At 47.0% G+C, this 14,505-nt stretch carries 16 protein-coding genes; 11 read left to right on the top strand and 5 right to left on the bottom strand.

The window, feature by feature from the left end; all coding sequences use genetic code 11:
- Window positions 1-37 precede the first annotated feature (37 nt).
- Both MHB49_RS29975 and MHB49_RS29970 read left to right on the top strand, forming a co-directional pair.
- The gene (locus tag MHB49_RS29975) at window positions 38-814 is read left to right on the top strand and encodes a sugar phosphate isomerase/epimerase (protein WP_247899486.1); all 777 of its coding nucleotides are present in this window, start codon (window positions 38-40) and stop codon (window positions 812-814) included.
- 80 nt (window positions 815-894) lie between these two features.
- Window positions 895-1,914: a Gfo/Idh/MocA family protein gene (locus tag MHB49_RS29970; protein WP_247899485.1), complete on the top strand. Its 1,020-nt coding sequence runs from the start codon at window positions 895-897 to the stop codon at window positions 1,912-1,914.
- Between the two features lie 228 nt (window positions 1,915-2,142).
- Here MHB49_RS29970 and MHB49_RS29965 read toward each other — a convergent pair whose 3' ends face one another.
- Window positions 2,143-3,090, bottom strand: coding sequence for an aldo/keto reductase (locus tag MHB49_RS29965; RefSeq protein ID WP_405154029.1), 948 nt, complete (start codon window positions 3,088-3,090; stop codon window positions 2,143-2,145).
- A 21-nt stretch (window positions 3,091-3,111) separates the two neighbouring features.
- Window positions 3,112-4,116, bottom strand: coding sequence for a Gfo/Idh/MocA family protein (locus MHB49_RS29960; RefSeq protein WP_405154028.1), 1,005 nt, complete (start codon window positions 4,114-4,116; stop codon window positions 3,112-3,114).
- Window positions 4,117-4,234: 118 nt separating this feature from the next.
- On the opposite strand from MHB49_RS29960, the gene MHB49_RS29955 reads away from it, so the two are divergent.
- The 3 genes from MHB49_RS29955 (at window position 4,235) to MHB49_RS29945 (ending at window position 6,261) form a co-directional block, all read left to right on the top strand.
- Window positions 4,235-5,071: an AraC family transcriptional regulator gene (locus tag MHB49_RS29955; protein WP_405154027.1), complete on the top strand. Its 837-nt coding sequence runs from the start codon at window positions 4,235-4,237 to the stop codon at window positions 5,069-5,071.
- A 107-nt stretch (window positions 5,072-5,178) separates the two neighbouring features.
- Window positions 5,179-5,586 carry an Rrf2 family transcriptional regulator gene (locus tag MHB49_RS29950; protein ID WP_247899482.1) on the top strand — a complete coding sequence of 136 codons (408 nt, stop codon included), beginning with the start codon at window positions 5,179-5,181 and terminating at the stop codon, window positions 5,584-5,586.
- 225 nt (window positions 5,587-5,811) lie between these two features.
- Entirely contained in the window at window positions 5,812-6,261 is a 450-nt protein-coding gene (locus tag MHB49_RS29945; protein WP_247899481.1) for a nuclear transport factor 2 family protein, read from the top strand.
- A gap of 125 nt (window positions 6,262-6,386) precedes the next feature.
- Here MHB49_RS29945 and MHB49_RS29940 read toward each other — a convergent pair whose 3' ends face one another.
- A complete protein-coding gene (locus MHB49_RS29940) occupies window positions 6,387-7,598 on the bottom strand; it encodes a sugar efflux transporter (protein ID WP_405154026.1) in 1,212 nt (403 codons plus the stop codon).
- A 242-nt stretch (window positions 7,599-7,840) separates the two neighbouring features.
- Window positions 7,841-9,211, bottom strand: a complete 1,371-nt coding sequence (locus tag MHB49_RS29935; RefSeq protein ID WP_405154025.1) for an MFS transporter — start codon at window positions 9,209-9,211, stop codon at window positions 7,841-7,843.
- A gap of 211 nt (window positions 9,212-9,422) precedes the next feature.
- Between MHB49_RS29935 and MHB49_RS29930 the strand changes: the two genes are divergently transcribed.
- The 6 genes from MHB49_RS29930 (at window position 9,423) to MHB49_RS29905 (ending at window position 13,553) form a co-directional block, all read left to right on the top strand.
- Window positions 9,423-9,746: an ArsR/SmtB family transcription factor gene (locus tag MHB49_RS29930; RefSeq protein ID WP_405154024.1), complete on the top strand. Its 324-nt coding sequence runs from the start codon at window positions 9,423-9,425 to the stop codon at window positions 9,744-9,746.
- 141 nt (window positions 9,747-9,887) lie between these two features.
- Entirely contained in the window at window positions 9,888-10,076 is a 189-nt protein-coding gene (locus MHB49_RS29925; protein WP_405154023.1) for a hypothetical protein, read from the top strand.
- An 86-nt stretch (window positions 10,077-10,162) separates the two neighbouring features.
- On the top strand, window positions 10,163-11,077 hold the full coding sequence (locus MHB49_RS29920) for a helix-turn-helix transcriptional regulator (RefSeq protein ID WP_405154022.1): 915 nt from the start codon (window positions 10,163-10,165) through the stop codon (window positions 11,075-11,077).
- Between the two features lie 39 nt (window positions 11,078-11,116).
- Entirely contained in the window at window positions 11,117-12,106 is a 990-nt protein-coding gene (locus MHB49_RS29915) for a hypothetical protein (protein WP_405157272.1), read from the top strand.
- 18 nt (window positions 12,107-12,124) lie between these two features.
- Window positions 12,125-13,141 (top strand): hypothetical protein, encoded by a 1,017-nt coding sequence (locus MHB49_RS29910; protein ID WP_405154021.1) that lies wholly within the window; start codon window positions 12,125-12,127, stop codon window positions 13,139-13,141.
- A gap of 229 nt (window positions 13,142-13,370) precedes the next feature.
- The gene (locus MHB49_RS29905; protein ID WP_163761597.1) at window positions 13,371-13,553 is read left to right on the top strand and encodes an aspartyl-phosphate phosphatase Spo0E family protein; all 183 of its coding nucleotides are present in this window, start codon (window positions 13,371-13,373) and stop codon (window positions 13,551-13,553) included.
- A gap of 61 nt (window positions 13,554-13,614) precedes the next feature.
- Here MHB49_RS29905 and MHB49_RS29900 read toward each other — a convergent pair whose 3' ends face one another.
- Entirely contained in the window at window positions 13,615-14,493 is an 879-nt protein-coding gene (locus MHB49_RS29900) for a carbohydrate ABC transporter permease (RefSeq protein WP_090904632.1), read from the bottom strand.
- Window positions 14,494-14,505: the final 12 nt, after the last annotated feature.

Raw genomic sequence — 14,505 nt, 5'->3', positions numbered from 1 at the left:
CAATGAAAGCAAATTTGAGAGCAGAGGTGCATCTATTATGAAAAAACTTAATATTGGTTTGCAACTGTTTACACTCCGTGATGAAACGGCAGCAGATTTCCGTGGAACGTTGCGCAAGGTAGCAGAACTTGGTTATGAAGGTGTCGAATTTGCTGGATATGGTGACATTCCTGCCGAAGAAATGAAAGCGCTGTTGGATGAGCTTGGACTGAAAGGTTTTAGCAGCCACGTTTCATTGCATGCCATGCGTGAAGACTTGCAACAACAAATCGACTACCTCAAAACGATTGGGGCTCAATATATGATTTGCCCTTACCTGATGCCTGAAGATCGTCCAGAGAATGCAGAAGGCTGGACCAAACTGTTCAACGAATTGCAGCAATATGGTGCAGAAGCGACTAAACAAGGTCTGATCTTCGGTTATCATAACCATGATTTCGAATTCCACGGTCAGGTTGGCGACGAAAATGCCTTTGATGCGATGTTTGCTCAAACGACACCTGAAGCGGTTCAAGTGGAAATGGACGTATGTTGGGTACAATTTGCCGGACAAAATCCGATTGAGTACATCAATAAATATGCAGGCCGTCTGCCGCTGCTTCACTTGAAAGACTTCAGCAAAGATGAACAGGGCCAGATGAAGACATTGGAACTGGGACAAGGTTCCGTTAATCTGCCAGCTGTTATTGAAGCGGCTACAAGTGCAGGGGTAGAATGGCTGATCGTGGAACAGGACGTTTGCCAGAATCCACCGCTTGAAAGCGTAGCCAACAGCCATAACTGGCTGAAAGAAAACTACCTGAACCAATTTTAATCCGAGCATCTTGCACCGGTGAGCGATAAGAAACGAATTATGTAAAATGTAAATCTATTTGTTAAAGGAGAAATTTGTACATGAGTAAAATTAAAGTTGCTGTATTCGGCTGTGGTGCCATTGCCGAGCGCAGACATATTCCAGAGTACGCTGCCAATGAGAACGTAGAACTTGTCGCTTTTGCCGATCCGATCGTGGAGCGTGCGGAGAAGATGGCCGAAACTTACGGCGGTAAAGCATACTCCAACTATGAAGAACTGCTTGCAAGCGAAGAAGTGGATGCAGTCAGCGTTTGTACGCCGAATTATCTGCATGCCTCGATGGCCATTGCTGCTGCGAATGCCGGTAAACATGTACTGGTCGAAAAACCGATGGCGGTGACAACCGAAGAAGGCGAGCAAATGATCGAAGCTGCCAAGAAAAACGGTGTGTATCTGATGGTTGGACACAACCAGCGTTTGATGCCTCCACACGTGAAAGCCAAAGAAATTCTCGACTCCGGCAAACTCGGCAAAGTCCTGAATTTCCGTACTTCCTTTGGTCATCCGGGTCCGGAAGGCTGGAGCGTAGACGGTGCAGGGAGCTGGTTCTTCCGCAAAGAAGAAGCGATTATGGGTGCCATGGGTGACCTGGGCGTGCACAAATCGGACTTTATCCGTTATTTGCTGAATGATGAAGTGTCCGAAGTTGCTGGTTTCATCAGCACATTGCACAAGGAGAACACCAAAGTGGACGATAACGCAACATGCCTGCTTCGCATGAAGAGCGGTGCAATCGGTACGCTGGTAGCGAGCTGGACACAATACAGAGCAGGAGATAACAGTACGGTTCTGTGGTGTGAAAATGGTGTGATGAAGATCGGTACGGTAGAAGGCGACGAGGTTATCGTTGAGCTGACTAACGGTACGGTTGAAACATACAAAGTTGGCGCAATGGCTACCAACGAGAAACAAGTACCAAGCGGCGTTATTGACGCTTTTGTTGAATCGATTGTAACGCAAACACCGCCAAGCATTTCCGGTGAAGAAGGTCTGCGTTCCCTGCAAGTAATTTTGGCAGCATTTGAATCCGAGAAGACAGGCCAGATCGTGAAGTTGTAATCGTAACGATATCATCGTCATTACTTTAAAAGTTTGACTATGTAATATTAAAAAGGGGTTACCTCCAGAGAAATATTTCTGGTGGGTAGTCTCTTTTTGTTACTTCTTTCATGACTATCAAATTTACGAACGTTAACTGGCAATTCAAAAAGGACTGACCACCCCGCCACATCGCGGAAGAGTCAGTCCCTTAATCTTTAGACTTGATTCAAAGCGTATATATCTGTATTAGATACTAGGCTTCACATCACTGCCCAGGTCCAGCCATGCTACTTCTTCAGGAGATAGGGTGATGCGAGAACCTTCGTCACAGGAGAGCAGTTCTGCACGATTTTGAGCGCCAATCAGCGCACAGGTCGGAAACGGTTGGTTCAATACATAAGCAAGTGCAATCTGAATTGGCGTGGTATTTTTCGACTCGGCCAGCAGTTCAGCACGGTGCAAACGTTCCCAGTTGCCGTCACTGTAAAATACACGAACAAGATCTTCATTATCCCGCACTTCAGGTGTGAAACGTCCGGTAAAGAAGCCGCGAGCCTGGGATGACCAGGACAGCAATGGAAGCTTGGTGCGCTCATGCCATGCCAACGTTTCTTCATCTGCCGATACACATCCGGCCCAGAACGGTTCGTTCGCTTTGGCAAGACTGAGATTCGGACTGCTGAATGTAAAACCTTTCAGACCGTTAGCTGCAGCATAAGCGTTAGCTTCCTCCAGCCGCTGCCAGGTCCAGTTGGAGGCGCCAATCGCGCCGATTTTGCCGGATTCAATATGTTCATTCAACGCTTCGAGAATTACGCCAACCGGAATGTTGGGATCGTCCCGATGCAGGGCATATAGCTCCACATGTTCCGTTTGCAACCGTTCCAGACTGGTAAGAAGGTCGCTGCGGATAGCATCTGCGTTAACACGTGGGCCATTCTGGTCATGATGCGCACCTTTGGTCAAAATAACGATCTCGTTACGGTTACCCCGTTCCTGCATATAACGTCCGAGCACTTCTTCACTCTGCCCGCCACAATAAATATGCGCGGAGTCAACGGTATTACCGCCAATTGCCAGGAATGCATCCATGTTCGTAGCTGCTTTTTCATAGGCATCATGGTAGAAATAATCGGTTCCTTTAATCAATCGGGAGATAGGTTTGCCTGCACCAGCAATTTCAATGTATTCCATAATTCAGTTCATCCTCTCTTCTTATAGTGTAATGCGTGTACGTTCTTCTGCTGAACGAAGACAAGCTTCGAGTACTTTCATATTGGCTACAGCATCGGATGGAGCGAAGCGCAGAGCTTTACCTTGAAGTACAGCTCGTGCCATGTCGTCTCCCTGGAGGGAGTAGTGATTCACCTGTGGAACTTCAATCTCCTTACGCTCACCGTCAACCGTTACGAAGAAGTTGGAGCCGCGGTCTGGATTGCTGATGAAGGCAGAAGGAACCTCGATGATGCCATCCGATCCGAGTACTTCCAGCGTGTTGCGGAAGGCTGCCCACATGCTGCTGTCAAAGGTCACGCCAATATGATTGTCAAACTCAAGCAGACCGGAAGCCATCATATCCACATGACCATGCTCAGGGGAGAACATGCCAATGACGGTTGCCGCCGATGGCTCTTGGCCAAGGAGTAAGCGTGCTGCACTGATGGAATAACAGCCGATATCATACAGGGAACCACCGCCCCAATCACGCCGGAAACGAACGTTACCTTTCGAACCTGAACTGTTGAACGAAAATGTACTATGAATGCCGCGGATCTCACCAATTTCTCCGCTGGCGATAATATCTTTAATTTGATCATAACGTGGATGGTGTCGGTACATGAGTGCCTCAGCGAGATGCACACCAGCATCTTCGCAGGCTTGCACCATCTCTTGAGCTTCCTGCTCCGTCAGTGCAAGTGGCTTCTCACACAAAATATGTTTACCGGCTTCTGCGGCACGGAGTGTCCACTCCCGGTGCAGATGGTTCGGAAGCGGAATGTAGACCGCATCAATGGAATCGTCAGCAAGCAAAGCTTCATAGCTGCCATAGGCTTGGGAAATGCCGAGTTGATCAGCGGTTTGTTTCGCTTTTTCTTCGTTCCGGCTGGCAATGGCGGTTACTTCATTCAACTCGGATTGCTGCAAACCTGGAATAACGGATCGCACAGCAATGCTAGCGCTACCAATAATTCCCCAACGCAATTTTCGATCGGAATTCATTTGTTGTATCCTCCTATGAATGAATGTATATTGTGATTATAAGTAATAGATGAATGAATTAAAATGATAATATATTGAAATGAGTTGACACAATATTGTTTAGAAAAGAGAATGAACCATGATGAGACAGACGGTATTGCTAACCCTGCAGGATATTCCATATTTTTGTTATCCGGAGTCCGTTGGACTTTATGTTGATCACCCCGAGCATACCGTATTACGGGAAGCTGGAGCTCTTAATAACTTCAATATTCATTACGTTGCCTCAGGCAAGGGGTACGTGGAAGTGGATGGGGTTGTGCATGAGCTTCGTGCGGGTCAGGCTGTGCTATACTTCCCGCAGCAGCGGCAGCATTACTATAGCAGCGAGGACGATCCATGGGATGTGCGCTGGGTTCATTTTTACGGTGAACGACTGCATGATTATATGATTGAGCGGGGGCTGCACCGCAATCTGTTGTGGACGCTAAGGCAGCAGGCTCCCTGGGAAGAAGCACATATGGCCCTGTTGAATGAAGCCGAGCAGAACCGGATGCTGCGTCCCGCTCAACTATCTACCCTGACCTATGCTGTGCTGGCCGAGTTTGTGCAGCATGCTGTTCCACTGAAAAGCACACGCACAAGCAAGGCCGAGAGTCGTATCCTTGGAATGCTTCCACAGATGCAGCAGGAGGCATGCCAGCCATTTTTGTTACAGGATTGGGCGGATAAGGCGGGCGTTAGTTCGTATTATTTTTGCAAAATGTTCAAGAGTGCTGTGGAGATGACCCCGATGGAATTTATAACCCGCTCGCGGTTGCAGATGGCTAAGCAGTGGCTGCTGGAACGGCCGACGGCCAACATTGGACAGATCGCAGAGGAGGCAGGGTATCCCAATGCCAGTTATTTTAACCGTCAGTTCTTGGCTCATGAGGGCATGACACCAACGGAATATCGCGGTCTTTACCACATTTAAATGGAATGATGTTTATTGGTATATTGTGCGAGAATTCTGGCGTTTGACAGAGCGTTTAATCAAGTCTATTATAGATAAATTAAATCCGTATATAATGAGGTGCCCTCATGAAATATTCGAAAGCTACAAACTATGCCTTGCACACCATGCTTTTTCTGGTTGCGACTGAACCGGAACAGCTGGTTAGTGTCCATCAATTAGCTGAGAGGCAAAAAGTATCTCCAACCTATCTATCCAAAATTTTGACGAAGCTGGTGAAAGCCGGCATGATTGAATCTACTTCCGGTGCCAATGGTGGTTATCGGCTTAGCCGGAAGAATCCGGATCCTTCTTTTCTGGAGATTATCCATGCGATTGAAGGACAGGCTTCCCTGTTCGAATGCTCGCAGGATCATAACGAAGGCTGCCTGATTCAGCAGGTGATGGTCCGTGCGGAAGAAGAGATGGAGAGCTATTTGCACAATAAAAAAATGTCTGAGCTGGCTGCCCAGATGAAAGCTGCACATTCTTTATAACCTCAATTAAAGATACAGCCGATTCCGTTGCTGTGTCGGTTGAAGGACGAATATAAAATCTCTCCTCCCCGCTTAAGGGAAATGAGGAGGGATTTTTTTTTGCTATGCTCTAAGGAGGTCTTTTACAGCGGTAATATTGTAACTAATATAAGTGCAATGGTACAATAAGGAAGGGAATTGTTAATACATATTCGTATACATCTTAGATTTCTGGGGGGACAACACATGAGCCAATCAACCATCACAGGTCTGGAACAACTGCTTGCACTGGAGAACATTCGGAACACCAAAGCGCGTTATTGCCGTTATATTGATACAAAGCAATGGGATACATTGGGTGAGGTGTTCGCTCCGGATGCCGTAGCTGATTTCAGTACAGAAGGGAACCCAATACCGGTATTAACTGGCCGTGACACCATCGTTCAAGTATTCCGGGATTTGGTGGATGTTGCCGTAACCGTGCATCATGTACATAGCGCTGAAGTTGAATTTGTATCCGAAAATGAAGCCAAAGTCATCTCTCCAATGGAGGATTGGGTAACGTTCCCTGAAGGCAATGAGAATAAGTCTTTTCACGGATTTGGACACTACCATGAGACGTTTGTCAAAATAGACGGCCAATGGCTCATCCAGCATACCAGCCTGAAACGTCTTCGTCTGGACCTGTTTGAATAATGATTGTATTCATATAAGAATATTAAAACGATAATAACGAAAGCCCCAGGAGCGCTATTGCTGCGTCCTTGGGGCTTTGTTTTGTTTCAAGCCTTTACGTTCACTCGGCTATGCTCCAGATCTGATTAGAGGGAAACTGGCTGCCGCTTTTTATTTGAGAATTGTTGTGTAATAACAAGCATGCCTAACGAAAATAGAACAAGCAGCAGACATACCCAGTAGGCATTTCGATACCCCCACGCTCCAGCTGTCCAGCCCCCTACCAGACTGCCAAATAATCTTCCCAATGTGGAGGCATTCGAATAGAGTGTTGATGCATAACCTGGCATGGACGGAAGCAAATCCTGCATGTAACTGATGCCGATGGCAGAGATTACAGCGACGAAGAACGCGAGCAATAGTTGTGCTGCAAGCAGATGCCACATTTCAGTGGAGAACAGTACAACTACATAATATGCAGCACCGATTACGGAACCCCATAACATAAGGGAGCGGTTGGGATACTTGGAGGCAAGCAATCCCAATGCCAGCATAATGGGAATTTCAAGACCTGCACATAGACTGGAGACCCAGCCAACTTCCCGCGTTCCTCCGCCAAGATGGTGAATTATGAACAAGGAGGCATTCAGATTATTCATCCAATGTGCCGTATACAGGAGTGTGGTAATGAGAAAAGGCACATAGATTCTTGCATCTTGATGAAGCCTTACGGGCATACCCGCAGATAAATGAATGGCAGAAGTGGCGGGGGCCTTTTTTAACAGAAAGAAAAATAATAGTGCATTGATCAAAAAAATAAGACATGTGGAGCTAAAAATGCCGCTATATCCGATATACGCAATCAATAATGTTCCAATTAAAGGCCCCGTAATAAATCCCAGTGAAAAGGCCGAACGCAGGGTTGAATTGGCTAAAGCATGATCCACGCCCGAAACCGTATTGACGGCTTCTCTTGCGGCTGCAAACAACTGTGGCATGGCGGGAGCCCCCAATGCAGTCAGCACGGTCATATAGATAAATAATAAAGTGAACTCATGAATCCATAGATACCCGGCAAAAGCAAGAGCATTGCAAATCATTGCACCCACAAGAATGATTTTGCGAGATCCGGGTCGATCTGATCGTCTGGCGATCCACGAGCTGAAAAGCACACCCCCCATCAAAGTTATTGCAGTGAATAACCCAAAGGTTGCGATGGACACTTCAAGGCGAGTTGTAAAGTAGACCGCGAGGAAGGGAGCACTTATGGAAATAGCCATACCTTGCAGCAGCATACAAACCAGGAACAGACGGTATGCAGGAATACGAAATAGTGAATTAAACTGTTGAAGCTTCATATGTGATTAGACATCTCCTTGATAGTGCTTTTCTGATGTTACATCTACTATTTGGTTATCATATAGGAAAAACCGCAATAAAGTAATGCCATTTGATACGCGAGCTATATTATTAGGCTATGTTGATTCCTGATGTGATTCCGTTAATCCTGACAGAACAGAGAAAAGCCAGGGATCCGAACGAATCCCTGGCTTTTATATATGAAAAGTCTGCTAAAAGATGTTTGTGAAACTGCTTCATATTACGCGGACATTCTTTTCCGTGATTGTATTCTCAGATACACTTGGGAGAAAACAATAGATGCCAGAGCAACCACGGTCATGCCCCAGAAAATATTCGTGTACGCTGATGATAATGACAATTGCTGCATGGCTGTCAATGCCACACCAGTTACCGCCACGCTAAATGCCCCGCTAAAGAATTGGCTAAGCTGGAACAGCCCCATGCCTGCACCAACCTGCTCCTTCGTCAGATTGCCCGATAACTCATTGGAAACGCTCGTTGTCAGTGCTGAGAAACCTACGCTAAGCAAAATGTATACGGCCATAATGGCATAGATGCTGTCGGTTGCAAGAAGAGCAAACAATCCAGCAGCAGCGAGCAGCAGCCAAGGGGCAAACTTGAGCAGTTGTGTATTACCATGCCGGTCAATCATTCGTCCGATCCGATTGGATAACAGCATGGACACGATTGCTCCTGGGAAAATGACGAGTCCGGACTGGGCCGGAGTCAAGCTATACAGATGTGCCAGAATTTGCGGCAGCAGGAACAGCGTCGAGAAATTGTTGATATACGATACAATCCCGAGTGAGCTGAGCATCATATATTTTTTGTTTTTGAACAGGGCTGGTTGAACAAAGGGATCAGCCGCACGGCGTATACGTAACCAGAACAGAACCAGTGCAGCCGCACCAATAACAAGGGTTACCCATTCACGAGAAGTCAGAAATAGCAGGACGCCGGTTGTCCCGATCGCCAGTAACAGCGCGCCGAGCAGGTCGAAGGCCCCCTTTTGCGGCAACTCATTTGGAAGCAGTCTGAAAAATATAGGGATCAGGAACAAGGTTAGTCCGGTAACGATAAACAGATCATGCCATCCGAGAAACTGTGTAATACTGCCGCCAATCACAGGTCCGAGTCCAAGTCCTAGCGAGCTGGCCGACATGACAACAGCCATGGATTTACCCCGGCGATCATTCGGAATGTAACGAGTAATAAGAACGATGGCCAGCCCAGGTACAGAAGCTGCTCCCGCAGCCTGAATCAGACGTGCAATGAGCAGAATGATAAAGTGATTACTGAAGAAGCCAAGAACGGATGCCGCACCAAGCAGTGTAAGACCGGTCGTAAACAGGGTACGAATCGGCACAAAATCCGATAGGCGTGAGAACGTAATCGAGGAAATAGCAAAAACGATCGAATAACCAGTAACAATCCAGGAAGAAGAGACAGATGAGAGCATAAATTCGGCTGCAATTTTGGGCAGGGCCAGGTTGAACATCATCGTATTCATAACGACAAGCACAACCGTAAAACCAAGCAGACCTACGATTAAGCCCTCCTGTATTCCTGCTGTCCGTCCCCCAGATGATGCAGTTGCGGTGTTGTTCATAAAAACCTCCTTGATTGATGTGTATTTCGCAACATTTCAGAAACGGAGTGTAACATTTGCAAAATGTGGTATGATGTGAATCCCATGCTTGGCAGCAAGGGATACATAAACGAAATATGTTCGTAAGTTCGATTGGTATCGAACATTAGAAATATATCATGGAACTATGCTAAAATACAATGGATAGTCTGAAAAAAAGGAGACTACAACGATGAAAATTTTGCACCATCCCCAAGTGGAGGATATTGAACTTTCTTCCGTGTTGTACGCTTTAAGTGATCCCATCCGTCTTGGGATCGTAACCGAAGTTGCCAGAAATGGTGAACAGCCATGCAGTCATTTTCGTGCACCTGTTGTGAAATCCACGATGTCACACCATATTCGGACCCTACGGGAAGCTGGAGTCATTCGAGTGAGAATACAAGGAACACAGCATTTCCTGACGCTAAGATCCGAAGATCTGGAAGAGCGCTTTCCCGGTCTGTTACAGCCTTTGTTGCAAGCAGCAGCTCAGTCCGAAATGCATGATTCCTAGAAAATGTCCTTTCTTCAAGCTGAAGAGGGGATATTTTTTTAGGTTTGGCATGTTTCATACTGATGCGACATTCTATGTCGTACCGTCCCCTCTATAATAACGGTGAACACACAAACCATATCGAAAAGGGGTTCACAAACGTTGGCAAAAACAAAAAGAGGACGCGTCCTGTGGAATCTGCCATCCCGAGGAAGAGGAACATGCCCGGTGTGCAGCAGTACCCGGATTAAACTGTTGTATTCACAAACCAAAACAGATGGTACGAGTCTGAAAGTATGCAAGAAATGCTCCAAAGCCATTCAGTCCAGAGTGGACAAGGCTACCGTATAACATAACAGGCCTGTTCTTCGGAACGGGCTATGTCTTTTGGTATAATGAAATATAGTAAATGATGGGATTAAACAGGGGGCGGGAAAATGAGCAATATGCATCGTATTCACTGGTTTGACGAGCAGATTCGGAGTGGACGTTTTCCGAACAGCAGCTGGCTTGCACGTGAATTTGAAATATCCCGGCGCCAGGCCCAGCGTGATATTGAATATATGGCGATTTCTCTCCGTGCCCCCCTGGTGTATATGGCAAAATATCGGGGGTATTGTTACGAGGATCAGACCTATCGGCTGCCCCATTTATATATGACGGAAGAAGAACAGCGGGTGCTTAAGTATTTGGCACATCGTTATCGGCATTACAATTATGATCAATCGGATGCGGTGAAGCGTGTGGCACATTTGCTGGAGCGTTTTACGCTCGAGGAACAGCAGACGGGAAGCAGCCAGCTTCCTGTGTTTAAAGCAGATCCGCAGCAGCTTCAGTTTTTTGAGATTTTATCCCATGCGATCGCCGAATCGCGTAAAGTACATATTCATTACAGAGACCATGTCGGAGAACGGCAATTTACCTGGTGTCCATTGAAGATGCTATCCCAATTCAACGCGGATTACGTGGTTGGCTATGAAATGGACCCTTTACAGCAAACGGCCATCCGGCTGGAGGGCATGATTCATGTTCAGATGACGAACGAGACGTTTCAGTGCCAGACAGACGGATTGCTGGGTGCATGGGAAGAGGCGCTGCCTGTCCGTAAACCGTTTGTCGCTGAGATTAGACTGAAAGAAGTGCAGCAAACAGAGCTGTGGCAAGGATATCGGATTCGAGATAAGCAGGATCAGCTCCATTGGATTGAATTTTATGATACGGATGCTTTCCTACAGCATTTGTTCATTAGCGAGTGGGAGGAGCTCTTGTCCCCAACGTGGCTTAGACGAAAGCTTCAGCAGCGTACTGAGGGAATAATCGACAGACTCGCAATGAGCACAAGACAAACGTGAATTATAGCAACCATGGAGAGGAGATTCTTTTTGACTGAAGTGGTGTTAGAAAATCTGATCATGAAGCGGGAGTCCAAATCGTATGTGGATAGCCTGCACGCTGTATTGACCCATGCGGGTCTATTTCAGGGTTCCAAGTATGTGCTGGCTGGATATACGGGTATGGCATTCAAACTTTCAATACATCGCAGACTACTGCCCATGTCGGTTACAGCCTATGGCCAATGGGGAGAATCCCATCGCCCTGGAATCGATAACTTGGGGATATTCACGATCTGGGATGGGGGACGGACACGTCACCCGACATTCGGGTATTACCAGCGGGATGCGGTGAACTGGGTGAGACGAAGCTTGGATGAAGGTATCGGGGTGATCTACTGGATTCCGGAATTTGGTGTCATTCAAGGGTATGATGACCGTGATCGCATCTTTTATGTGCAGGATGGGTGGAATAAGGAACCACAGATTCTGTTGTATGACAATTTCGGACTAAACTTCACCGGGTTCTGGTATTGTCAGGTTTTTGGTGACCAGGTACATATTCCCGATCAACAGATGCTGTTGGAATCATTGAGATTGGCAATTGAGGATTGGGATATTCCTTATCGACTGCTGCCTGATCGGAATATCGCCTCGGGCAGACTGGCGTATGACGTGTGGGTAGAGGCCCTTCGGAGTGGAGATTACGATGAATCGGGTGCTGCGTATGTTTTGGAGTCCTATTGGCAGTCCCGAACTGAAATTCAGATGTACTTGCAGGATGCGAGGGAAATATGGAGCGAACTGGATCAGGCCTGTGCATGTTATGAACAGCTCGGAGCTTTGATTCTCCAGATGAAGAAATGCATGATTCAGGAACATAACAGATGGATCATACAGGCAGATGCAATAGAGGAGCTGGCACAGGTTTTATTGGAAGCGAAAGCATTGGAAGAGCAGGCAGTTGATCATTTTCGTTTGATATCGCTCAAGTATCCTGATCGCAAACGATCCACTGTGCCACGTTGGGGAGCGCACTCGGCGAGGTAGGGGAGGGAGAATAAGGTGATGGGGAGTAAAATACTGCCGGATTTGATTCGTTTTCCACAGACTCAGCGTATTAGGGATGAACATTTGTCATGGAACGGAACAGGCTCCTATATAGATGCGATGTACCGGATTCTGGTGCATCAACAGTGGACAGATTTACCTCGTCACATGATTGCGGGGATGACCGCAAGTGTGTTTCGATTGGTGGTGGATCGACGTTTGACGACAGAATCAATTTCGGCGTACAACTGGATGGCTGAGAACTTTGTAGCTGCGGATTTCATTGGCGTCACGACCGGACAACACGGGGGATTTTCGTTCCAGCCGACCTTCCCGCTCTATCAGAAGCAAGCCTTGCTGGATATCATGGCTTCCATTGATCGGGGGGTAGGCGCTATTCTGTGGCATGACGAGTTTGTCATTTGTGTCGGATATGATGATGGGGAGCAGGCGCTGTTCATTTGTGAAAGTAACGGAAATGACGTCATTCGTCTTCCCTATGCTTCTTTTGGTCGAAACAGTACACCATACTGGTACTATCAGGTGCTTGAATCTCATACAACCGTAGACGTATGGGAAGTGTGCAAAGAATCATTAATTCAGGCCGTGTACAAATGGGAGACCCATGATTATATGCTGCCACTCCAGGATTACGCCTGTGGAGCCGCTGCTTATGCAGCCATTGCTGCTGCCCTGCAATCGGGGGCATATGATACTAATCAAGCTGCCGTGGTATTGCGCTATTATGCCCAATCAAGAAAGGATATGGCCTCCTATGTTGCAGAGCTTGAGCATTTATCCAATCAGATGAATCATGTTGTGCAGGAGTATGTGTTACTCGCAGAACTACATGCTCAGATGATGGAGAAGGTTGAGGAATCATCAGCGTGGGATGCGAAGGAGCCAGGACATATGCTAAGGGTTGTCCATTTAATCAAGCAGGCGGGGGAAGCGGAACAGTGTGCCATCGATGCTATTAAACAAGCATTCCCGGAGACAATCAGCAATCGTTTTGAGGATATCGGATTAAGATAAGGAACATCGTATAGGCGAAAAAAATACCGGACAGGCGTGAGGGCCTATTCGGTATTTTTTTGCATTTTGCCACATCTTAATTCATGACTCATCCCTTATTTCAATCTGTACAAGAAAAAATAACCATAAATTCGATTTTGGGGTAATGTGCAGCTCCCTTTGTTCCGAATATTATAATAGATGGTCTTTTTTGGATGGAGTATATTGAAGGACAACAGGGGGCGGGAGTATGGTGCATAATCCGGAAACCATTCAGGAATGTATCGAAAAGGCACGACAGAGGCTCTACCAGATTGCAAATTCTCATAAAGAACTGTGGCATCCGGAGGTCATTCGTCAATCGATGGTTCTGGATGAACTCATTAATCAATATAACAATGCCATTCGCGGAAAATCATCCCGAAGTAAATAACGGCGCGTTATAAACCTCGGGATGAAATGATGCGAATGAATTCAGTTTTAGTATACAAATCCTATTCTTTTACAGCCCCAAGTACAATTCCTTTGACAAAGAATCGCTGCAAGAATGGATATACGAGCAGAATTGGCAGTGCCCCGATAAAGATCTGGGCTGCGTTAACGGTACGCTGCGACATGTTCTGTAGCTGAGTCGCATCGACGTTCATGTTGGAGAAGTCCTGCTGCACGATAATGGTTTGCATTAACGTAGCGAGCGGATATTTGGCTGCGTCATTCATATAGATCAGTCCATCGAACCAGGAATTCCACTGCCCCACCATGGTGAATAGGGAGATCGTCGCAATGGCCGGCATGGATACGGGCAGATAGATGCGGAACAATGTGGTGATATGGTTGGCACCATCGATGAACGCCGCTTCTTCGAGCTCCTTGGGCACGTTACGGAAGAAGTTCATCATGAGAATCAGGTTCCAGACCGCCACAGCCCCAGGCAAAATCAGAGCCCACAGGGTGTTGATCAGCCCCAGCTTTTGAATCAGAATATAGGACGGGATCAGTCCGCCGCTGAACAGCATCGTGAAGATGAAAAACCACGCATACAGCGAACGTCCCTTGAAATTCAGACTTTCCTTGGATAACGGATATGCCGTCAGGATGACCAGTACCATGCTGAGCAGTGTTCCGAACACGGTACGTTGTACCGAGATCCAGAGCGCGCTGAGAAAGTTGCTGTTACCAAACGTTTTGGTATAGGCATCGACTGTAAAATCAATTGGCCAGAGCGTTACCAGATTGGCAGAAGCTGCCGCTTTACCGCTGAAGGAAACCGCCAGAATGTGGATGAGCGGCAGCACACACAGCAGCGAGACGGCCGCGATGAAAAACAGGTTGAAGCCGTTAAATATACGGTATCCGGTCGTTTTGTGATACACCTTAATTCCTCC

It is taken from the genome of Paenibacillus sp. FSL K6-0108 (genome assembly GCF_045040695.1).
GTDB lineage: Bacteria > Bacillota > Bacilli > Paenibacillales > Paenibacillaceae > Paenibacillus > Paenibacillus pabuli_B.
Note: the sequence above shows the minus strand (reverse complement) of the source record. Positions and strands in the feature narration are given on the sequence as shown.